Annotated in this window: 13 protein-coding genes; 12 read left to right on the top strand and 1 reads right to left on the bottom strand. The window is 45.9% G+C overall.

What is annotated here, in order from left to right:
• Positions 1-260: 260 nt before the first annotated feature.
• Together BMX95_RS08640 and BMX95_RS08635 are read left to right on the top strand one after the other, a co-directional pair.
• The gene (locus tag BMX95_RS08640) at positions 261-1,718 is read left to right on the top strand and encodes a carbohydrate-binding protein (RefSeq protein WP_081197333.1); all 1,458 of its coding nucleotides are present in this window, start codon (positions 261-263) and stop codon (positions 1,716-1,718) included.
• Positions 1,719-1,756: 38 nt separating this feature from the next.
• Positions 1,757-3,790 (top strand): glycosyl hydrolase family 18 protein, encoded by a 2,034-nt coding sequence (locus BMX95_RS08635; protein ID WP_081197332.1) that lies wholly within the window; start codon positions 1,757-1,759, stop codon positions 3,788-3,790.
• A 711-nt stretch (positions 3,791-4,501) separates the two neighbouring features.
• On the opposite strand, the gene BMX95_RS08625 is transcribed toward BMX95_RS08635, so the two are convergent.
• On the bottom strand, positions 4,502-5,050 hold the full coding sequence (locus BMX95_RS08625; RefSeq protein ID WP_133053827.1) for a Crp/Fnr family transcriptional regulator: 549 nt from the start codon (positions 5,048-5,050) through the stop codon (positions 4,502-4,504).
• A gap of 685 nt (positions 5,051-5,735) precedes the next feature.
• Here BMX95_RS08625 and BMX95_RS08620 point away from each other — a divergent pair.
• The 10 genes from BMX95_RS08620 (at position 5,736) to BMX95_RS08575 (ending at position 23,712) form a co-directional block, all read left to right on the top strand.
• Entirely contained in the window at positions 5,736-8,666 is a 2,931-nt protein-coding gene (locus BMX95_RS08620; protein ID WP_242672975.1) for a SusC/RagA family TonB-linked outer membrane protein, read from the top strand.
• Between the two features lie 45 nt (positions 8,667-8,711).
• Complete coding sequence (locus BMX95_RS08615) at positions 8,712-10,355, top strand: RagB/SusD family nutrient uptake outer membrane protein (RefSeq protein ID WP_081197330.1); 1,644 nt, start codon at positions 8,712-8,714, stop codon at positions 10,353-10,355.
• Between the two features lie 256 nt (positions 10,356-10,611).
• A complete protein-coding gene (locus BMX95_RS08610) occupies positions 10,612-12,528 on the top strand; it encodes a LamG domain-containing protein (RefSeq protein WP_165758796.1) in 1,917 nt (638 codons plus the stop codon).
• 247 nt (positions 12,529-12,775) lie between these two features.
• A complete protein-coding gene (locus BMX95_RS08605) occupies positions 12,776-14,077 on the top strand; it encodes an NCS2 family permease (RefSeq protein ID WP_090519359.1) in 1,302 nt (433 codons plus the stop codon).
• A 570-nt stretch (positions 14,078-14,647) separates the two neighbouring features.
• Positions 14,648-18,025 carry a SusC/RagA family TonB-linked outer membrane protein gene (locus BMX95_RS08595; RefSeq protein WP_081197327.1) on the top strand — a complete coding sequence of 1,126 codons (3,378 nt, stop codon included), beginning with the start codon at positions 14,648-14,650 and terminating at the stop codon, positions 18,023-18,025.
• A gap of 17 nt (positions 18,026-18,042) precedes the next feature.
• A complete protein-coding gene (locus BMX95_RS08590) occupies positions 18,043-19,542 on the top strand; it encodes a SusD/RagB family nutrient-binding outer membrane lipoprotein (protein ID WP_081197326.1) in 1,500 nt (499 codons plus the stop codon).
• Between the two features lie 162 nt (positions 19,543-19,704).
• The gene (locus BMX95_RS08585; RefSeq protein WP_081197325.1) at positions 19,705-22,020 is read left to right on the top strand and encodes an arylsulfatase; all 2,316 of its coding nucleotides are present in this window, start codon (positions 19,705-19,707) and stop codon (positions 22,018-22,020) included.
• A gap of 10 nt (positions 22,021-22,030) precedes the next feature.
• Positions 22,031-22,156 carry a hypothetical protein gene (locus tag BMX95_RS35665; protein ID WP_262493524.1) on the top strand — a complete coding sequence of 42 codons (126 nt, stop codon included), beginning with the start codon at positions 22,031-22,033 and terminating at the stop codon, positions 22,154-22,156.
• Between the two features lie 15 nt (positions 22,157-22,171).
• Positions 22,172-23,230: a sterol desaturase family protein gene (locus BMX95_RS08580; RefSeq protein WP_081197324.1), complete on the top strand. Its 1,059-nt coding sequence runs from the start codon at positions 22,172-22,174 to the stop codon at positions 23,228-23,230.
• A 200-nt stretch (positions 23,231-23,430) separates the two neighbouring features.
• Positions 23,431-23,712, top strand: a complete 282-nt coding sequence (locus tag BMX95_RS08575) for a hypothetical protein (protein ID WP_081197323.1) — start codon at positions 23,431-23,433, stop codon at positions 23,710-23,712.
• Positions 23,713-23,727 lie beyond the last annotated feature (15 nt).

Raw genomic sequence — 23,727 nt, 5'->3', positions numbered from 1 at the left:
GCATAGCCATATTTTTTTCCCCTTTCATATTTGTTACCAGTTGCACCTGGCGTGCGATTGTGTAATAAGCTTGACTTGTTTCAGGTTGCAGGTTGCATGTAACTGGTTTCGGGTTATGCCGAAGGTATGTCTATTACCTGCCGGCAGCTTGTTATCGTTATGTGTTACCCGTTACCCGTTGCCGGGCTGGCTTATTGCTATAAGCCGTATTCACGATTGCTTATTATTAAAAACATTAAACACCCTCAAAGCTATTGTCTATGAAAAAGTTTTTACCCGCTTGTTTATTATTGGGCGCATTAACATTACAAAAAAGCTCACAGGCACAGAACTGGCAGCTTGTGTGGCAGGATGAGTTCACCAACGGCATCAGCGCCGATTGGAATTTTGAAACTGGCAACGGCAGTGGCGGCTGGGGTAACAACGAACTGGAGTATTACCGTCGCGAGAATGCCACTGTGGAGAACGGACAGTTAGTGATCACCGCCAAACGCGAGTCATTTGGCGGTTTTAACTATACCTCTGCCCGTATGACCACGCAGAACAAAAAATCATGGAAATACGGCAAGATAGTAGCCCGTATCAAAATGCCGGCGTTCTCAGGCATCTGGCCTGCCTTTTGGATGTTAGGCGACAACATCTCTACCGGTGCCGGCTGGCCGGCCTGTGGTGAGATCGACATCATGGAACACATCAATGCCGAACAAAGAAACTATGGTACTGTACACTGGTCTGATAACAATAACCAACACGCTTCTTACGGCAATAACATTGCTGTAACCGTTACAGATTATCATGACTATAGTATTGAATGGGATGCCAACTACATCCGTTGGTTTGTGGATGGTAATAAATTCCATGAAATTTATATTGGTGGCGGCATCAACGGCACCAGCGAGTTCCAGAACAAACAGTTCATTTTATTAAATATGGCTGTTGGTGGTAACTGGCCCGGCTTCAATGTTGACCTGAATGGTTTCCCTGCTAAAATGTATGTTGATTATGTGAAAGTGTACCAGGATGCCGGTGGCACCCCTCCTACTAACCCGGGCACCAGCACTACGATCCAGGCTGAAAGCTATGGCAGCATGTCGGGCGTGCAACTGGAAGCAACTACCGATGCAGGTGGCGGGCAAGACGTAGGCTGGATAGATGCCGACGACTGGATGGCTTATTCTCCCCTTGTATTCCCAACAACCGGGAACTATCAAATAGAATACCGCGTAGCGAGCCAGAATGGTGGCGGCCGTTTATCGGCAGACCTGAACGCCGGTTCAATTGTTCTCGGCCAACTGGATGTACCCAATACTGGTGGCTGGCAAAACTGGACCACTATTTCTCATACCGTATTTGTAAATGCCGGTACGTATACACCAGGCATTTACGCTGTTGCCGGCGGCTGGAACCTGAACTGGATCCGCATCACTCCGCTGAGTGGCGCAAGACAAACAGCACAGGTAAACAACCTGGTTGAAAATCCTGTACAATCAGGAAAAGCGTTCACTATCTACCCCAACCCGGTAAAACAACAATTGAACATCAGCAGCGGCGAATCATTGTCGGGCGGTCTCGTTCGCATCTTTGATCTCAGCGGCAAACAGGTTATGACGGCAAGACCCGCTTCTAACCACGTTGATGTATCTGCACTGGCACCAGGCATATACACCCTGGTATTTACAAAAAACAAAACAAGGATCACCAAAGAGTTTGTGAAATAAACCATTTTCCGAACCTGTAAAATCAAAAATCTAAAATCATGAAGAAAAATCTACCGGGAAAGATCTTCCTTGCTCTTCTCATGCTGGCAGGCGTAGAACGCGCATCTGCCCAGTTCAAAGTAGTTGGCTACATGCCCTCATGGGCTGGTGATGTGAATGCCATACAATACAGTAAGGTAACACACATCAACTACGCCTTCCTGAACTGTAACGGCAACGGCACTTTGCAAGGATTAGACAATCCTGGAAAACTATCAAGCCTGGTATCAAAGGGACATGCCAATGGCGTAAAAGTGATGATCTCTGTAGGTGGCTGGAACGATGGTAATACTGATAATTTTGAAGCAATGGCCGGTAACAGCACAAACCGTAACACGTTTGTACAGGCTATGATCAATTTCGTTAACCAGTACAACCTCGATGGTATTGACATCGACTGGGAATACCCAAGAGCTGGTCAGTCAGCTAACAACTACCTTACATTGATGACTACCCTGAGCAACGAAATGCACAGCCGTGGCAAATTGCTGACTGCTGCTGTAGTAGGTGATGGTGGTTCAAGCATCCTGAACGGGGTGTTCAATGTAGTTGACTTTTTGAACCTGATGGCTTATGACTACAACGACTACCAACACTCAACTTTTGCGTATGGTCAACAATCAATGAACTATTGGAGAGGCCGTGGTTTACCCAAAGAAAAATGTATCCTGGGTGTTCCCTTCTACGGTCGTCCCGGTTCAATAGCTTATGTTGATCTGCTGGCTCGTGGTGCCAACCCATACAACGACACCTATAATGGCATTGGCTACAATGGTATCACTACCATCAAAAACAAAACCAACCTGGCGTTCGACAATGGTAACGGTATCATGATCTGGGAACTGAGCAACGATGCTACCGGTGCAAATTCATTACTGTCAGCTATTCACGACGTAGTACTGACAAGAGGTGGCGGCGGTACAAATCCTCCTCCAACCGGCACCAACATCGCCCTCAACAAAACTGTAACGGTATCTTCTGTTGAAGAAAGCCAGTATGCAGGTAATTTTGCAGTTGATGGCAATACAGCTACCCGCTGGTCATCTGTATTGGCTGTTGATCCACAAGTGATCACCATCGACCTGGGCAAACCATATAACATCTCCGAGATCAGATTGCTGTGGGAAGCTGCTTATGCTAAAAACTTCGTATTGGAAGTTTCTTCAGACAATGCAACCTGGAGCAATGTTAAAACCGTTACTGGTAATACTTCACTTACCAATGACTATACAGGTTTAACCAATACCGGCAGATATGTTCGTTTGACTGGTACTGCCCGTGGTACTGAATGGGGTTATTCTTTGTATGAATTTGAAGTATATGGTAAAGATACAACCACTACTCCTCCTCCAACCAGTGGTGTGCTGATCCAGGCTGAAAGCTATAGCACTATGTCTGGTGTTCAAACAGAAGCAACTACTGATACAGATGGTGGCCAGGACGTAGGTTGGATCGATCAGGGCGATTGGATGGCTTTCTACAACATCAACTTCCCTGTTACCGGTACTTACAAAGTTGAATACCGTGTTGCCAGCTTAAATGGTGGTGGCCGGGTATCTTGCGACCTGAACGCCGGTTCTATTCAACTGGGTCAGATCGATGTGCCGAGCACAGGCGGATGGCAGAACTGGACAACCATTTCTCAAAACGTTACCGTTAATGCCGGTACATACAACTTTGGTGTGTACGCACAGGCAAGTGGCTGGAACCTGAACTGGGTTCGTATCACGCCGGTAACAACTACTACAAAACAAACTACCCGCATGGAAGCAATAAACGGTCTGGTTGATGCTTCTATCCAGGGCGTTAAAGCATTCAACATTTATCCTAATCCGGTACAACAACAACTGAATATCCAAAGCAGTGAGTCGTTGGACGGTGGTATCATCAGAATTTTCGATATCATGGGTAAAGTGGTAATGTCTGCACGTGCAGCTTCAAACAAGATCAATGTATCTTCTTTGACTCCAGGTGTATATACTTTGATGTTTACTAAAGGGGAGAAAAAGATCACCCGTCAGTTCATCAAGTAGTAGTTTTTGTGTCCTGTTAATTAGCTAATATTCCCTGTCAGGTTAAACCGTAGTGTGCATAGAATGCCTATGCATAATACAAGGTTTTTACCTGACAGGTTTTTTATTTTATACCATTCCTCATCTCAGCAGCAGCAAGTTGCAGATCTGCAAAGTTATCCCGGAGCGGGAAACATGCCACCCGCTCCGTTTTTTTTTGCGAAGGAGTCCTTGTTAACTAAAAACTTACAAACGGTTAACAATATCAGCCGGCATTAACCGTCTAATCATTCATAAAACAGACGGAATTATGAATCCAATAGCTTTCCCTATTATCACCGGCATAGTAATGATTGGCATAATATTATCTTTTTTCCTCAACAACAAACGCAACAAAAACGACAGCGACCTCAATATATACTCTTAGTTGTCGGGTTAACTTGTCAACCCGACAACTTTTCAACCTGGCTTTTTGGCTATATCCAAATTTTACGTAACTTAGGTTGATCATCCCCAGCTCCTGAAAACATTCAGTTTATTACTTATCCCCCTTTAAGAGCGCCCCTTGTAGCTTCATTCCTTCCCAATGAATTATTCTACATACATTCAGGGATTTCACACTCATGAAATGTACGTTTATGAGCTTATCATTTTGACTTATTTGAAAAACCAATGATAACGAATGGCCGGTGCCCAGTCGTGTGGGCATCGGACCATCAACCTCATTTCCAATTATTTCTTACTTAAGGGGGAATCAGTGATACTCAGCAGGGAAACCAGTTCTTTGGGCGGGGTCTTTTGTATCAGTTCCTGGTGATTGAACAATTGCTCATACCGTCCCTTGGCCGAAATGGTTTGAACCGATAAAACAATTTGCGATAACCGCAGGAAGGCCTGCTCCCAGGTTTTGCGTACCAGCTCACCCCAGGCAGGGTATTGCTGCAGCAACACATTCATATTATTTCTGGATATATATAATAAGGAGCAATTCTCAATAGCCTGGATATTAAACTTTGCCTGGCACTGAAAAGTATAACTTTCGAGATCGGTAAAGAAATTACCTTCAAAAGCAAACCAGTTGGTCACTATTAGGTTATCGACCATGGTATAAATCCGGAGCGAACCGCTTTCAACAAAATAATAGTTATCACAGTACTGTCCGGCCTTTATCAGGTGGGTTTCCTTTTCCAGGGTCATTGGCTGAAATGACTGTACCATATACTCCAACTCATTTTCCGTAACGGAAATGGTACGTTTAATATGGTCTTTCAGCGTTTTCATTTCAATATAAATTATAAACGGGATGGTGCAACAGGCGGGAATGCACAAGTCAACAGGACCATAACCGGTAATCCAAAGGTATGATTTATAATAGCTGGTACACAACAGTGGAAATACTATTTCGGATTTAATAATTTGTTTTCCGTGAATCGTAACTCCTTTTTGGATTTTACGCCTAAGTTTGTAGCTACGCAAACATTACAAGTCCAGCGGAACCCCAGGTAGATCCCGGGGATTCCGCCTGGCACAAGGTAAAACAGCTTTAAGCCGCAAGCTATAAGCCATTAGCAATACACTTCTTCGCGGCAATCTGCAATGGGCAATGGGTTCGCGAATATTCAAACCGCTAAACAAAAGCGAGTCACTCACTACTCACAACTCACTACTCCCTACTCACTACTCACCTATCCACTGGGCATCTCTATCCTGCTATAAAATATTAGCCACTGTTCACCAATAACTTAATATACGGTTTACATTTTAGTAATACCGAAAGTTTCCCTTTGCGCTTTCCCCAAAAATCGACTACTTATCCTTTACTATCGCTAACGGAGCTTTGCCTGCATTTTAAATTTAAATTTATTGAAGGTTCACTGATCAAATCTCGTAACACCAAACATTTACTATGAGAAAAAAAATCATGCGTTTTTTTTGTTTCCCGCTTGTCAAAAAAACAACCTTGCCAATGATAACAGCGCTGCTGCTGTTATTTGCCTTACCCGTTTTAGCCTTTCAGCAACAGGACCGTATAATTAAAGGAAAAGTAACAGATGACAACAAAGCTCCGCTGCCCAGTGTGAGCGTAACGCTGCGTGGCACCAACAAGTCGGTAACAACCGATGAGAGTGGCAACTTTGAGATCGCTGTACCAGCCGGCAAAGCCGTTTTGCAGTTTTCTGCGGTCAGCTATGTGGCCAGGGAAGTGGCTGTTGGGAACCAGACAACCATCAATACAACGCTTACTTTGCAATCGAAACAATTAAGTGATGTGGTGGTGGTAGGTTATGGAAAATCGAGCAAAAGAAATATCACCGGTTCTATAACCAGTATCAGCAACGAAAACTTTAACCAGGTAGTTACCGGTTCACCCACCCAGTTATTGCAGGGTAAAGTATCGGGGTTGAACATTGCCCGCAGCGGTGACCCCAACAAAACGCCTTCTGTCATTTTGCGTGGGCCTTCCACCCTGCGTGATGGAGCCAACGATCCCTTCTATGTTATAGATGGCGTACCCGGTGCCAACCTGGAACTGGTAGCGCCTACCGATATCGTATCTATCGACGTACTGAAAGATGCCTCTTCAACCGCCATTTATGGTGCCCGTGCCTCCAACGGGGTGATCATCATCACTACCCGCCGGGCAAAGCAGGGACAAACCACCCTGGCTTATAACCCATATGTAGCTATAGAGACCGTTTCAAATAAAATTGATATGCTGAGCGGTGATCAGTTAAGGGATTACCTGGGCAAAAACGGACAAAGCCTGGTTTCGCAATACAACGACAGCGGCGCCAATACCAACTGGCAGGATGAAGTGATGCGCACTGGTATTTCACACAACCATAACCTGGCTTTCAATGGCGCCACAAACAATACCGTATATGCTGTAAGCGGCAACTATTTCGACAACCAGGGTATTGTAAAAACCACCAACCTGAAACGCACCATACTCAGAGGGAATATTGAGAGCAAATTCTTTGAAGAACGCCTGAGACTGGGTTTGTCAGCTACCATCAGCAATGCCAAACACCGCGATGTTGACCAGGGCGCCCTGTTCAGCAACATGCTTACCTATATGCCTACCGTAAAAGTGCGCCGTCCCGATGGTTCCTTTACTGAAGATTTTAGCCGTGGCGGTTATTTGAACCCGGTTGGGATCATTGCCAACAACCTGTTTGATTATAAAGAACAGAATGTATTAGTGAACGGTTTGGCTGAAGTAAAGATCCTGAAAGGCCTCACCTACACCCTGAGCCTTTCAAACCAGCGTACACGCCTCGACTCAAGCTTTTACAACAACGTATATTCAGGACAGGCAGTAGGCGCCAATGGCCGCGCACACCGTGGTGCTTATGAGAACACTAAACAGGTTATTGAATCTTATTTCAATTACGACAAAACGTTTGGCGATCATAACTTCAAATTACTGGCGGGTTACTCCTGGCAACAAGACCGTACCGGCGATGGCTTTGGTGTAATGACCCAAAACTTCCCCAACGATGCACTCAATTACAACAACCTGGGTGTAAGTAATGGTCTGGTGGTAAACAATATCAAATTCGACAATGCCATCATTTCCACCCTGCGCCTGATCTCGTATTATACCCGCGTTAACTATCAGTTCAGGGACCGGTATTTATTCCAGGCTTCATTACGTAAAGACGGTTCTTCTGCATTTGGTGCCAACAACCGCTGGGGTTACTTCCCAACCGTGTCAGCCGGCTGGCGCATTACGCAGGAATCTTTTATGGCCAATCAAAAAATATTCGACGACCTGAAACTGAGAGCCGGTTATGGCGTATCGGGTAATTCCCTGGGCTTTGATGCATTCACCGCCATTACCCGTTACGATGTAAGCGGAAAATCTTATAACAATGGCCTGTACCTGAATGGGCTGTTACCCGTAACCAACGAGAACCCCGATCTGAAATGGGAAAGCACAGCCATGACCAACATCGGTCTTGACTTCTCTGTGCTTAAAAACCGCATCAGTGGTTCTATTGATTATTATATCAAAAACACTTCTGACCTCATCTACGCTTACCAGGTGCCAAACACTGTGTATTTCACAAGCACCATGACAGCCAACGTTGGTAAAGTAAAAAATACCGGTATTGAAGTAAGTATAACTGCTACCCCTGTTCAAACCAGGGCTTTCAACTGGACCACCTCTTTGAATGCCTCACACAATAAGAACGAAGTGGTTTCTTTATCAAATGGCAGATTTACTGCGCCTGATTATTATCCCCTTGCATACCTGGGCGGAAAAGGCCAGTCAGGTAACTGGAGCCAGATCCTTAAAGAAGGCCAGCCCTTAGGCACTTTCGCCCTGTGGCATTATGTGGGCAAGAACGATGCCGGCACCAGCACCTTCCTGGATAAGGATGGTAAAGTGATCGCCAGCCAGCCGCTTACTGATGCGCTTTTTGTTGCAGGTAACGCCCAGCCGAAATTACTGTTTGGCTGGAACAACACCTTTACTTACAAGAATTTTGATCTGAACTTCTTTATCAGAGGAGTGACCGGCAACAAGATCCTGAACAATACCCTGGCCCAGTTGAACAGCCCTGCTGATTCAAAAAACAACAACGTGCCTGTGTTCACCCTGGGTGAAGCATTCACTGACGCTTTTGCGTACCTCACTTCAGACCGTTACCTGGAAGATGGCGCTTACCTCCGTATGGATAATGCTACCCTGGGTTATTCTATCAAAACAAAGGTTAAGGCCTTCAACAAATTACGCGTATTTGTTTCTGGCAACAACCTGTTTACGATCACCGGTTACCGCGGTATTGATCCTGAGATCAACATCGGTGGTTTAACGCCTGGTATAGATTCTAAAAACTTCTATCCCAAAACAAGATCGATCATCATAGGCGCCAACATCGTATTCTAATCCAATAAAAAATAAGCGTTCACACTATAATAAACAATTACCAGTATGAAAAAAACATTGATCGCATTACTAGCTATCGTTTTTGTAGCAAGTGCGTGTTCTAAACTGGATGTTACACCGGAATCACAATACACCCTGGGCAACTTTCCCAAAACGCCAGGCGATTATTCGGCATTAATAAGCCCTATTTATACACAGCTGGCCAGCAGATATGCTGTTGACTATTTCAGAATGCAGGAGCTTACCACCGATGAGGCTATCATTCCCGGCCGCGATGGTAACTATGATGACGGTGGCCAGTACCGACAGAACCACCACCACCAGTACACCCCCGATCATGCCAACGTGAAAGATGTATGGGGCTGGGGATTTGGCGCCATCAATACCTGCAACCGCGTATTAAACAGCATTGCCAATTCAACAATGGCTGAAACAGACCCTGCCCGCATTGCTTCTACTGCAGAAGTAAAAACCATGCGTGCGTTGTTCTATTTCTTTATGATGGACCTTTATGGAAACGTACCTATCGTGGATACGTTCCCGGTTAACGATTTACCAGCCACTAAAAAAAGAGCCGAAGTATTTGCTTTTATTGAAAAGGAACTGAAAGCGGTGGTAGGTAAATTACCGGTAAAAGACCCTAACAATCCTATTCCAACCTATGCCCACCCAACCAAAAGCATGGTGTACGCTTTGCTGGCAAAAATGTACCTGAACGCTGAAGTGTACCTCGGCAAAGGGAATACAAAATATACAGAAACAGTGGCCATGTGCGACAGTGTTATCGCCTCTAAAAAATATTCACTCGATGCCAGCTATGCAGCGGTGTTTGCGCCAGACAATGGCCCTGCTATTACTGAGACAATTTTCGCCATCCCTTACGATCCCCTGCTGCTGGATGGCAACCAGTTTACCCGCCATGGATTTATGGCGTATATGTACCCTGTTTATGGTGTACCCAACAACCTGAGTATTTCCATGAGCACCACGCCTGAATTTTACGACCGGTTCAACCTGGCTGGCGACGAACGCAACAACACCTGGATGATAGGTAAACAAACCTATAAAGACGGCACGCCTTTTACTTTAAAGATCACCAAAAAAGACCTGGATGCCAGTTATACTGGTCCTGCAGGCGATACAACCTGGCAGTTGGAAATCACCAAAACCCTTGTAATGACTGGCAAAAAGCCATTTGATGTGGGCAATGATTACAAAGCCCGTTGTATGGGTGTTCGTTCTATCAAGTATTATCCCGACAGGGCCACTACCGCACTTACCCGTATGAGCGGTAACGATATGCCGATCTTCCGCCTGGCCGATATTTATTTAATGAAAGCGGAAGCCATCGTGCGCGGCGCTACAGCAACCACCGTAAATGGGGAATTACAGGATGAGGTGGTATTGGTAAATAAAGTACGCGCCCGTGCCAAAGCGCCAACAGTTACGGCTGTTACCAAAGCGGATCTGCTCGATGAGCGTGCCCGCGAATTGTACTGGGAAAACTGGCGTCGTAATGATTTGATCCGTTTTGAAGCCTATGAAACGGAATATCCTATCCCCGGTGATGTGGCCACCCCGGGCTATGACTCTCCTAAAATGAATACAGATAAACGCAGAGAGATCTTCCCTATTCCCAACTCAGAAAGGAAGCTGAACATTAACCTGGCCCAGAATGAAGGTTACTAAAAAATGATCGATACGCATAAAGTAAAAGGTCCGCCGATTTTCGGTGGACCTTTTACTTTATACTAAAGAATGTTTAAACGATTAATTTAGATCAATATATTTTTCATCCGGTTACGTTTTGTATAATTAAAGGTATAAATTCGCACTCACTACCAGTAACACCCACCTCTATCTGTTTCAACAACAAAGGACACACCAGTATAATTTATTGCCCGATTCGTAGCGTATGTGCACCAGTCAAATCAAAACATACGATATGAAAAAAAATGGACTTATTTTCTATCTGGTATTTATTTCCGCGTTAATCACTACTGCCAGGGCCCAAAACCATGCGGTCGTTTTTGATGGCCCTAACGATTATGTTGATTGCACCAATAACACGCTGCTTCATGCCAACACCATCCGTACTATGGAGTGTTGGGTAAAATTTTCCAGCGTAACGGGTTCCCAGGAAATTTTAAGTAAATCTATCAGCAATTATGGTATTGAATTACTGCTGTTCGGTGGTAACCTGGCTGCCTATTATATGAATGGTTCAGGGGCCGCCAGTTACATTACTTATCCCATCCTCAACAACATTGTGGCAGGGCGATGGTACCATATTGCCACCAGTTGGGATAATGTAAAAGAGAATATTAAATTATACGTGAACGGCATTTCGGTTGGTACTTTATTTCATGTGGGTAATGTAACGGCAACGGGTGTTTCCAACGCAGCCGGCAGCTTCAAAATCGGCCAATGGTCCGATGCCGGGGAGAACAGGGAGTTGTTCGGAACAGTTGATGAAGTGCGCATCTGGAACGTTACCCGTACAGCTGCCCAAATTAAACAAAACATGTATTCTGTAGCCCCCAATGCCACGGGGCTGGTGGCCTATTATAAAGCAGATCAGGGCGCCGGAAGTAAATTAACCAATAGTACCGCCAACGCCAATCTGGACGGCACCCTCACCAACTCGCCCGGCTGGACCACCTCTCCCGTGCAGCGCGGCTCCAATGCCATTCAAATTAGCGGGGTGAGCGATTATGTTACCATACCAGCCAACAACGCCTACGATTTTACCACCGGCACGGTGGAATTTCTGGTTAAACCCACAGCCTTTAATCCGTTGGTGGCTACTCCGTGTATGCTGGGCAATCGCGGCCTCCTCACAACCCGTTGGAGTTTTCACATGACGCCTACAAGCCTTATCATGTACAACGGTATTTCCCAGTCATTACCTGCCACCTTTACACCCGGAACCTGGTATCATCTTGCCTTTGTTATTAATGGTTCAAACGGTACCACTACAGCATATGTAAATGGCAATCCGCTTGGTACTTTCCCTATAGGCTCAGGAATAGGTACAGGAAACTGGATAACCATAGGCCGGGTAAGGATGGGCACTGAATTTGACTTTTTCAACGGAACCATCGATGAGGTGCGCATTTGGAACACCGCACGTACCCAGGCACAGATAAGCACCAATAAAAACGTATCCCTTACCGGTACAGAAACAGGGCTTGTGGCACTTTTCAATTTCGACCAGGGCGTTGCTGGCGGAGACAATACCGGTTTAACCGTTGCCCGGGATTACAGCCCCACCAATAATAATGGTTCGCTGGCTAATTTTGCACTCACAGCAACCGCCTCGAATTATGTGGCCAGTCCACTGGTGGCCTTGCCCGTAACCTATACCGGGTTCATTGCCACCAAAAATGGCACCAATGCGTTCTTACAATGGCAAACCCAACAGGAACAAAACAGCGTATCGTTTATTATTGAACGCAGCACCGATGGCAAAGAATTTACCGGCATTGGCCGGGTGGCAGCCGCCGGCAACTCATCGTTGGTACGCTCCTATTCCTTTACCGATGAAACACCAGGTGCCGGAAAAAATTATTACCGGTTGAATCAGGTTGACCGGGATGGCCAATCGAATTATTCCGCCATCCGAATCATTGATTTTGCCGCTACCACCCAATTGAGCTGGTATGCAGCCGGCAGCAGCATTCACGTGATACTCGAAAATGGAAACAACGAACCCTATCAGCTTACAGATATGCAGGGCAGTATAATACAAAAAGGCAGGCTGACCAACGGCCGGATCCGGTTCAACGGATTAAGGCCAGGAACGTATGGTATACAAGTACAATCCGCTTCACTTATAAGAAAACTGTTTGTAGTAAAATAAAAGGAACCGCCAGGTATAGAAATCCGTCCCGGTTTAGCCGGGACGGATTTTTTTATTTGCCCCCTTTTATGTTTAGACATCAATCTCTATGGATTCATCCTTTCTCCATTCATCCTCCATTCATCCTCCATTGATCCTCCATTCATCTTCCATTACTTAATGGAAGATCGATGGAGAAATAATGGCATTTAAAGGGAAGTATAACGGAAATTAACTACACCCATCAAAAACTCATTACCTTCATTTCATGACTGCCACCCGCCTTACTCGTAATAACAGCAATCGCGGCACAGAGATCATTGCCGGGATCTCTTCTTTTTTGGCTACCTCCTATATTATTGTTGTGAACCCTTCCGTGCTCAGCCAGGCTGGCATGCCCTTCAGCGGCGTGCTTACGGCTACGGTGCTTGTGTCGTTTTTCAGCAGTTTCATGATGGGTTGGTATGCGAAGAACCCCGTACTGGTAGCACCCGGGATGGGACTCAATGCCTTTTTCACTTTCTCTGCCGTAATAGGCATGAAGGTTCCCTGGCCCGTAGCATTGGGTGCGGTGTTCTGGAGTGGCGTATTATTTTTATTACTCTCCGCCTTTAATATCCGCACGTATATTGTGCGCGCCATACCGCGGCCATTGCGTTATGCCATTGCCGCAGGTATTGGTTTATTTATTACGCTTATTGGTTTTGTAAATGCAGGTTTCATCGTACACAATCCGGCCACGATTGTAGGCCTTGGAAAATTGAAACCCACCCTGCTTACTTTTCTCGCCGGTTTACTATTTACGGCGGTGCTGGTAACCAGGCAGGTTAAGGGCGCCATCCTGATCGGGATTGTGTTTACCACACTGGCAGCCTCACCCATAGGCCGTTGGTGGGCACTGGATACGCCGCCCCTTATTTCCTGGAAAGGCGTTTTTGCCGCGCCGGATTTTAGCCTGGTGTTGAAACTCGATCTGGTACATTCCTTACAATGGTCGGTAGTACCGGTGATCTTTGCCTTTGTATTTACAGATATGTTCGACAGTCTTTCCACCCTCGTAGGTTTATCAGAAGCCGCCAATCTGCTGGATGAAAAAGGTGAACCCCGCAATATAAAACGGGCATTGGTAACCGATGCCGTAGCCACCACTATTGCCGGGTTGGTAGGAAGCAGTCCGGGCACCGCTTATATTGAATCCGCAGTTGGAATTAAAGAAGGGGGTAGAACCGGTCTTACCGCTATTACCGGCGCCTTGTTATTCCTGCCCTTTTTATTTTTAGCTCCTTTGTTATCAGTAGTGCCGTCCATTGCCACCGCCCCAGCATTGGTGCTGGTAGGTGTATTTATGGTACAGCCCGTTACAAAGATCAACTGGACACAACTCGATGAAGCCATTCCCGCCTTTTTAGCAATGGTTATAATTCCATTTTCATATAGTATAACGCAAGGCATCATCTGGGGCTTCCTTACCTGGACTGCTATTAAATGGATCATTGGGAAGAAGGAAGATATCAGTATTGCGTTATTAATTATAGATCTGTTTGCTATACTTGCTTTAATACTTGAATAGTTGAAAGTTGAAAGTTGAAAGTTGAAAGTTGAAAGTTGAAAGTTGAAAGTTGAAAGTTGAAAGTTGAAAGTTGAAAGTTGAAAGTTGAAAGTTGAAAGTTGAAAGTTGAAAGTTGAAAGTTCAGGCCTCCCCCCGGCCCCCTCCGGTGGAGGGGGAGAAAAACAACCTCGCCAGTAATCTCAACTTCCTGATTGGCGATATTTGTTGCCGCGATGAGGTGTATTTCTTTCTGCCTTCTGCCCTCTGCCTTCTGCCCTTCCCTCCCATTACCCACAACAACCTGCTACACACCACGAAAACAGCACCACTAAAAATACAACCCCACTATTTTGGTGGACTTATAAAAAGATAGTAAACTTGTAGTATGGCAAGGCATACTTTATATACCTGTTGTTGTCAACACTGCTGTTGCTGATCTCCACGATTGCATTGCACTGAATTGCTATTCGACCCATTCTGACAGATATCACCATTCTCATTTCAAATAATTAAAATAATGTTTCAGGATACATCGTAACGATACCAGTTATCGAACGTGCACCGCAAGGGGCATGACAAGACGGGAAAAAAATGGCCGGAACTGCGGGAACAGTTTCCGGCCTGGTAAACAAAATGCTTAGGATCACACCACACCAGCTGAACCAGCCAGGTGATGGCAATCTTTTTTCATTCACCAAAACAAAGATAATGAAGAAGGCGTACTACCTACCAATCTTCGTTCTTCAAACTGCTATTTTTAATACGGTGTCAGCACAAACCGCGCAGGACTCCATTCCTGCAGCTGCGCCAAAAGGACCGGTTCATAACATCTCTTTCAGTGGAAAAATACTGGACGAAAAAAAGGCACCTTTAACAGGTGCTACGGTACACATTCTGGGTACTACCCACCAGGTACTGACGGGCAATAAAGGCGAATTTGATTTCTTAACCGGCCAGCGTTTACCGGTAACCCTTGAAATAAGTTATGTAGGATATGTTTCCCGCGTAGTTACCATTTCAAACAACAATACTGAGATCACTCTCTTTGAAAAAAATAAAAACCTCGATGAAGTGGTGGTCACCGCTGTAGGTATTAAACGGTCGGCCAAGGCGCTTGGTTACAGCGTATCGGAAGTAAAAGGGAAAGAACTGGTGCAGGCACGCGAAGCGAATGTAGTAGCAGCCCTTAGTGGTAAAATTGCCGGTGTGCAGATCAATAATTCAGGTGGTTCGCCCGGAGGTTCCTCTTCCGTGAAAATACGCGGCAACAGCTCCCTGCTTGGCAACAACGCGCCCTTGTTTATTCTCGATGGCATTCCGGTCGACAATTCCATACAGGACATTCTCCCCATCAGCAACAATGTTTCACTGGCTACGCCTTCCAATCGTGCCATAGACATCAACAGTGCCGATATCGCCAGCATTACCGTACTGAAAGGACCAGCGGCGGCTGCGCTGTATGGTATTCGTGCCTCCAATGGCGCCGTGGTCATCAACACCAAACGTGGCAGTTCGCTTACCAATAAAAAATTATCGGTTGCCTATAGCGGTTCCTTCACCGTTGACCACATCAACCGCCGCATGCAGCCCCGGCAAAACCAATTTTCCAATGGCTTAGGCGGCAGTTATATTTTACCCGGTGTTACCGGTTCCGACGAAAACTGGGGTGCCCTGCTGGATACGCTTACCTATAGCGACCAACCCAGTAATTTCGATAAGAACGGGGTGATCGTTGGTAAAAGCAGTCCACTGTCGAATAGCATACCCGTAAACCGGTATAACAATATCGACAACTTTTATGTGAATGGGTATACCACCGACAACAACATCAGCCTGTATGGCAATACCGGTAATGCCGGTTATTATTTCTCGTATGGTAACCTGAAACAAACCGGTATTATTCCCACCACAGATTTCTATAGATACACCTTTCGCTTCAATGGCGATTATACGGTGAATGATAAATTAAAGTTATCAGGTGGTTTGAATTACATCCAGGATGGCGCTCACAACCGGGCCCTGATGGGCGGGTTCAACACCAACGTAGTGCGCGCCCTTATGAATTCAGCTACCAACTTTGATATTACCAATGGGTATAGCGATGCCTGGAAACACCCGGAAGCATATAAACTGCCCGCTACTGCAGCCAAACCCTGGGGCGATAGCCGTTCCTACGCCAATGGCATCGGCTGGGATAACCCCTACTGGTCGCTGAACATGAACCCGCAGCATGACCAGCTGAACCGCTTTATTTCTTTTGCCGAAGCGAATTATGAGATCAACAGTTGGTTGAAAGCAACGGCCCGTTACGGATTAGATAATTATACCGATGTAAGAAAAGGCGCCTGGAGCCGGGGCACATCGGGCATTGCTACCGGCACCATCAATGATGTAAATTTCTATCGCCGCGATAACAACCTCGACGTATTGTTGTTATCGCAACACCGCCTTAGCAATGACCTTGATCTGAGTGTAGTGGCCGGCTACAATTATTACAGTTCCTACAAAAACCAGGTGAACACCCGCGGCGACGGATTAACCATTCCGGGTAATTTCAATATCAGCAATGCCTCCTCCACGCAAACGATCAATCAAACCATCGAGAAGAAACTTGTAGCTGGTTATGCCGATCTCAAACTCGATTACCAGAAATGGCTCTATCTTGAATTGACCGGCCGCAACGAGTGGACCAGTACACTGGCCAAAGGAAAAAACTCCTTCTTCTACCCTTCCATTAGCACCAGTTTTATTTTCACCGATGCCCTGCACCTGAATGGCAGTACGCTGAACTTTGGTAAGATCCGTGCTACGTATGCCCAGGTGGGAAATGATGCAGACCCCTATTCACTGAATACGTATTATGGCATCACCTCCGCCAATGGCTGGATCCAAAGCAGCATCAGTTTCCCCTTTAATGGACAAACCGGGCTTAGCTACAGCACCACTATCGGTAATGCCAACCTGAAACCGGAACGCATCAGCACCTGGGAACTGGGCACAGAGCTGCACTTCCTGAACAGCCGTACCATTTTAGACGCGGTGTATTACAACAATACCAGTAAAGACCAGATCATCCCCGTATCGCTGCCAGGTTCAACAGGCGCACAATATACACTGACCAATGCAGGTAGTATTACCAACCGGGGTATAGAGGCCACTTTGCAACAATACTTTACTAAAAAGAAAAAACTCACCTGGAGTGCCACCGCCATCTTCAGCAAGAACATCAGCAAGGTAAACTACATCACCGATAACATCTCCAATGTTAGTCTGGGCGGCATTTGGATGGAAGCCCGCGGCCAGGCCGGTGATCCTTATGGCGTATTTTACGGTATTGACGTACAAAGAAACGAAGCCGGTAAAGTAGTGATCGATGATGATGTGAGCAGTAGTAACTATGGTTACCCGGTAGTGAATACCAGCTTTACCAAAATCGGCGACCCCAATCCCAATTTCAATCTCGGCTTAAGAAATGAGTTTAAATCAGGCCCCTTTACCCTCTCCTTTTTGTTAGACAGCCGATGGGGTTTTGATATTTTCAACGCGCCCCGGTTGCAAATGGTGTTTAATGGTGTAGATGCCAGCACCGTCGACAGAGGCTCTACTACGGTATTTGATGGCGTAACGGCTGGCAAAGGAGAACCCAATGCCATACCGGCGGTTTTGTCGCAAGCCTGGTACCGCAAAACATTCAGCATACAGGGACTATATATTGAACACGACCTGTACTGGATAAAGTTGAAGGATGTTAACCTTACCTACGAATTACCCAATAAGATCTTAAAGCCTGCAAAGATCTCCGCAGCCAGCATCACCCTTACAGCCCGTAACTTTTTGCTGAGCACCAATTACACCGGCAGCGATCCCGACCTGGGAACGCGTAATGGGCTTGCCAATTTCTCAGGTATCGACTTCTGGACAACTCCCAATACCCACAGCGTGGGAGTGGCCTTAAACATTACTTTCTAAAAAGGAAAAATACCACCATGCGCACTATACAGTTAAAACATATCATTCAAATGGGAGTTATGGGCAGTTGGTTAACCATACTCACTTCCTGCGATCTGTCAAAGACCAATGTGAACCCCAATGCTTCCTCTGAAGTTTCACTCAGCGCGGTGTTAACAGGTGCTGAAACAACACTTGCCTTCAACACCGGTATCAATGCCGGTTTGCTGACGAATATTTACACGCAGCAGGCATCGGGCGCCAATGGCGATGCCGCGCCTTTTGATAATTACACCACCTCGCCCGGTTATTTTAACGGAACCTGGTTAGGATATTATACCAATGTGTTGACCAATCTGAAGATCATTCAACAAACTGCAACAAAACAACAATTACCTTATTACAGTGGAATTGCCCGGGTATTGACAGCTCTCTCTTATGGTAATTTAACCGATATCTTCGGCGATGTTCCTTTTACCGAATCGTTGTATGGGAATGGCATCACCAACCCCGCTTATGATAAACAACAGCTTATTTATGATGCCATACAATCTCAACTCGATTCGGCCATTGTCGATTTATCGCAACCTGTATCGGCTAATCTGGGCGCCGTTCCGTCAGCAGATGATGTACTCTTTAAAGGAACTGTTGCCAACTGGATTGCGACTGCCTATACCTTAAAAGCCCGGTACGCCATTCACCTGAGCAAATTCAATGCAACAGATGCAGCCCAAAAGGTATTGTCGTATCTCTACAACGGAGCTACCTGGCGGGGCATTCAAAACAACAGTACAGATGCTCAGGTGGTGTTTGGCGCCAGTACAACCAATGCCAATCCCATTTACCAGCAAAACACCAATCGCCCGGGTTGGGTAGGCTTAGGCGCCTCCTTTGTAAACCTGTTAAACGGCAATAAGGTAACTGATCTTAACACCACTCCCGAAGGTTTATATGTTGATCCCCGTCGTGCCTACTTTGCCACCAGCTACCCTACCGGCGCCACCACCTACCAGGGTAGTATAGCCGGGGTACCGGGCGCTTTTTCCCGCATCGGCGCTTTTTACGGACAGGCCACTTCTCCCGTGATACTGATTAGTTACTCCGAAGCAAAGTTCCTGGAAGCAGAAGCAAGGATCATGCTGGATGCCGCGGATCCCAAAGCACAAACTGCATTGGAGACAGCCGTACGGGCTTCTTTTGCTAAAGTGATCTCCAACAGCAGCGATCCTTATTCTACACCACAAAAGCAAACCGATTACATCACGGCAAAAGCTACCCTAAACGGCAACTTTACCCACGACCTGGAAACCATCATCACCCAGAAATACATTGCCTTGTTTCTGCAACCCGAAGTATGGAACGACTATCGCCGTACAGGCTACCCGGCAATTCCGCTGGCGCAAAATGCCACACACAGTGCCAATCCCAACGGACAGATTCCCCGCCGCATTCCCTACCCGCAAAATGAAACGTCACTGAACAAGAACACACCGGCTGGTAGTACTTATCAATCACCGAGGCTGTGGTGGGATAGGTAGGGGGAAAGTTGACAAGTTAACACGTTGACAAGCCTGACGGAGTTGATAAAGGGAATGAAGTAAGAGGCAAGAGGTAAGAGGTAAGAAGTTAATAGGTGCCCCGTCTATCGGAGGGGGATGGGGGGAGGCCAAAAAACATAAAACTAAAAACACACACCAACTATGCATATTAAATCACAAATATTAATAGCAATCACTCAGGCAACAATAATTACAGGTATACAAGCCCAATACAGTCCCATTCAAACATACACAGGCAACGCGGGTAAAACACTCGCTGAGACCACACCCGGTAACAAGCCATTTAATCCGGTGGCAGCTAAGAATGCGCCTAATATTGTATACATTCTTTTAGATGATGTAGGCTTTGGCGCCAGCAGCGCTTTTGGCGGGTTAATAGAAACACCTACGTTCGATAGCCTGGCCAACAACGGGCTCAGGTATACGAATTTTCACACCACTGCCATATGCTCGCCCACCCGCGCATCCTTGTTAACAGGCCGCAATCACCATTCGGTAAATGTAAACACGGTCATCGACCTGGCGGTAGATGCACCCGGTCATAATGGCTATATGCCTTTTGAGAAAGCCACTATTGCCGAAATAGCCAGAGAAAACGGTTACAATACCTTTGCCATTGGTAAATGGCATGTAACCCCTACCCCCGACCTTACCGGCGCCGGCCCTTTTAACCGCTGGCCAACCGGTCGCGGCTTCGATCGTTTCTTTGGTTTTATGGCTGGCGAAACCGATCAATACACCCCCATGTTATGGGAGAATACTTCTAAAATAGAACCCGATCTGCAAGGTAAACACCTCACTACGGTTCTGGTTGATAAAGCCATTGACTACATTGCAGGACAGAAATCGGCAGCACCTGATAAACCTTTCTTTCTCTACCTCACACCCGGCGCTACGCATGGTCCGCACCAGGTAGACAAACAATGGATCGACAAATACAAAGGCCGTTTTGATGCCGGTTGGGATAAGTATCGGGAAGAAGTACTGGCGCGTCAAAAAAAACTGGGCATTGTTCCAGCCAGTACTACATTACCTGTTCGCAATACCGGCATAAAACCATGGGACTCGCTTTCAGCCATTGAAAAGAAAGTGTTTGCCCGTTTTATGGAAGCCTATGCCGGTTTTCTAACCCATACCGATTATGAAATCGGCCGCCTCATCAATTACCTCAAGACCATTAACCAGCTTAATAATACCCTGGTAGTCTTGATCATTGGCGACAATGGCGCCAGTAAGGAAGGCGGGTTAACGGGTCATGCAATTGGTATTAACGAGTACATCGACGGCAGCCTGTTTACACAGAAATATGAGGACCGTATTCAGGAGATCGAAAAACTGTACGATGAAATAGGCAGCGCCAAAAGTGGTCCTAATTATCCTAATGGCTGGGCGCAGGCAGCCAATACACCTTTCCGTTATTTAAAACAGGATGCCAATAGTGAAGGCGGTACGCGTAATCCGCTGATCCTTTTCTATCCCAACGGCATTAAGGAAAGAGGCATCCGTACCCAGTACTCACACATCAACAGCGTTACGCCCACTGCTATTGATATTGCCCATCTTACGGTACCTGCTGTGATCAATGGTTACAAACAGGAACCGTTGGAAGGAGTTAGCCTGGCTTACACGATCCCTAATTCACAAGCCGCTGGTCAACATCATGTACAGTATTTTGAAATCAGCGGCAGCCGGGCCATTTACAACGATGGCTGGAAAGCAGAAGTGTATCATCGCAACGGCACCTCCTTCGCCAATGACAAATGGGAGTTGTATAACCTCACCGATGATTTTAATGAACAGAAAGACCTGGCCGTTACCAACCCGGGCAAACTAAAAGAGTTACAAGCGCTGTTTGAATCAGAAGCACAGAAATACAATATTTATCCGCTGCTCGGCGACACTACCGTACGCAGCATTGAAAAACTTACCAAAGGCCCGTTTGATGTAAGGCGGCAAGCCACGCTGTACCCTGGTGTTGCGCAGCTGCCGGCCCGATCAGCCCCTGCCTTGTATCAGCATTCATTCAGTATTAAAGCTGATGTAGACCTTACCACTAACAATGAAGGCGTGTTGCTCGCAGTTGGCGGCCGCTTCACCGGTTTTAGCTTTTTTGTACAGGAAGGGAAATTAAAAGTAGCCCATAACAACAATGGCAAACTGGTGTACCTGGAATCGACCCGGCCACTACCCACCGGCAAAGCCATTTTACGCTACGATCTTTCTTACTCACCCGCTAAAAACCTTACTGATGCAGCCGGTACCGAAGCTTTATACATCAATGAGGTGAAAGTAGCCGAACGTTCCATTACCAAGTCCGATGCCACCATTATGCCCTACGATGAAGGGCTTGATGTTGGCAAAGACAATGGTTCACCGGTAGCACCGGTTTACAAATCACCGTTTGTATTTACCGGTCAGCTGAATAAAGTTATCGTAGAACATCTTTCAAAACCATAAACTAATCGCTATGACAATAACCGATTTAATTATTTTATCAAAAAAGATCGCCGTTGGTATCCTGGTCTTTTTAATACCGCTGGCTATTATTGCCGGTGGTCTCTGGCTGGCTAATCTTCTTATCATTAACCGATAATAAAACTATTATACCATGAAATCAGCTCCTGCTTTACCACAAAAAATAACCCGCGATGCGGTGGTCAGCTTATTTATCTATGCGCTGCCTGTTGTATTGATGTTCCTTACTTTTTATGCAACCGGTTCCCGGCCCTGGGAACAACACGGCCCGGCTGCATTGCCTTTTAAAGCGCCGCATTTCCTGGAAGCGATCTTTAAAAACCTCAGTACCTGGGGACTGCCGGTAATTATGGTGGTGCTTGGTGTTATAGAATTTGCAGTAGGCTTATATGAAAACAAATGGACAAAGAACGAACGCGTACTGGACATCATTTGCTTTATTGCGCCTAAGTTTATCATTCGTCCGCTCATTGCTTACTTTGGGTTGAAAGTATTACCCATTCTTTTACCCGGCGGTAAAGATGCTTTTGCATGGATCCCTTTTGGCTGGGGCTTTTTCATCATTGCCATTGCAGACGACCTCACCCAATACTGGTACCACCGGCTGCATCATCAGTTGCCTTTCCTTTGGCGTTTTCATCGTACCCATCACTCGGCGCCTTACATGGGTATGGCCATGGCCAGCCGGCAAAACGTGATCTATACTATTTTCTTTTCGCAGATCTATTTAACTACTTCACTCACTTATTTAGGTCTTGGGTATGCAGCCCTGTTTGTCACAGGTATAAAATCATTGATCACTACCGGGGCACATTCCAGCATTCCGTGGGACAAACCTTTTTATACCTACAGATGGTTAAAACCAATCGGCTGGGTACTGGAGCGGTTAATATCCACGCCTGCTACCCATCATGCGCACCATGCCGACAGCAATGATGATGGCATCGGTCATTACAAAGGAAATTTTGGCAATATGTTCTTTTTGTGGGACGTGATCTTTAAAACCGGCATCATTACCCGGCAATATCCGCAATCGTATGGGTTGAAACATTATAAACAGGAAGAATGGTATGCACAATTCTTATGGCCTATTTTCAAATCGAAGAAAGAAGGAAGTGAGCTGGCAGCTAATGGACCAGAAGTGGGCGATGAAGTTGTTGAAGACATTGCACCTAATGTTCTCAGTCATTAACAATTGTAAGTACAATGTTATTATATCCCCATTGCAATACATTGGCACGCTTTTTTAATAGTAGAGGCCATTAAACAAAACCATGCAGTTTAAATAAATTGGGTTAGCTTATCATGGTGATTATTAATAATATCATAATCACCCATTAACAAAAGGGAATCAGACAATTCATTTATTTCAAACCATTAAATAGTCTATATATGAACACATTCACTGCCCGCGTTGAATTACATAGTGCGAGTCCGATCGATTACAACAATTTATATATGGAAATGCAGCAGGAATCACTTGTAGCAGCCGGGCCTAAGGCGGAAGGTGGTAACGTGGAATTTAAAAGCAAGGATAAATCATCGATCAACGAAGTAATCGATGCAGTGGTACGGGCCGCTTCAAAAACAGGTAAGAAATTTTCTTTTACTGTAATGAAAGATAAAAATTTAGATAAGCTGGAAAGCAGAATGCGTTATCATTTGCAACATTAATATTGTTGAAGTAAG

The sequence above is a fragment of the Niastella yeongjuensis genome, assembly GCF_900110245.1.
Lineage (GTDB): Bacteria > Bacteroidota > Bacteroidia > Chitinophagales > Chitinophagaceae > Niastella > Niastella yeongjuensis.
The sequence above is the reverse complement of the archived record's forward strand: the minus strand, read 5'-3'. Positions and strand labels throughout refer to the sequence as shown.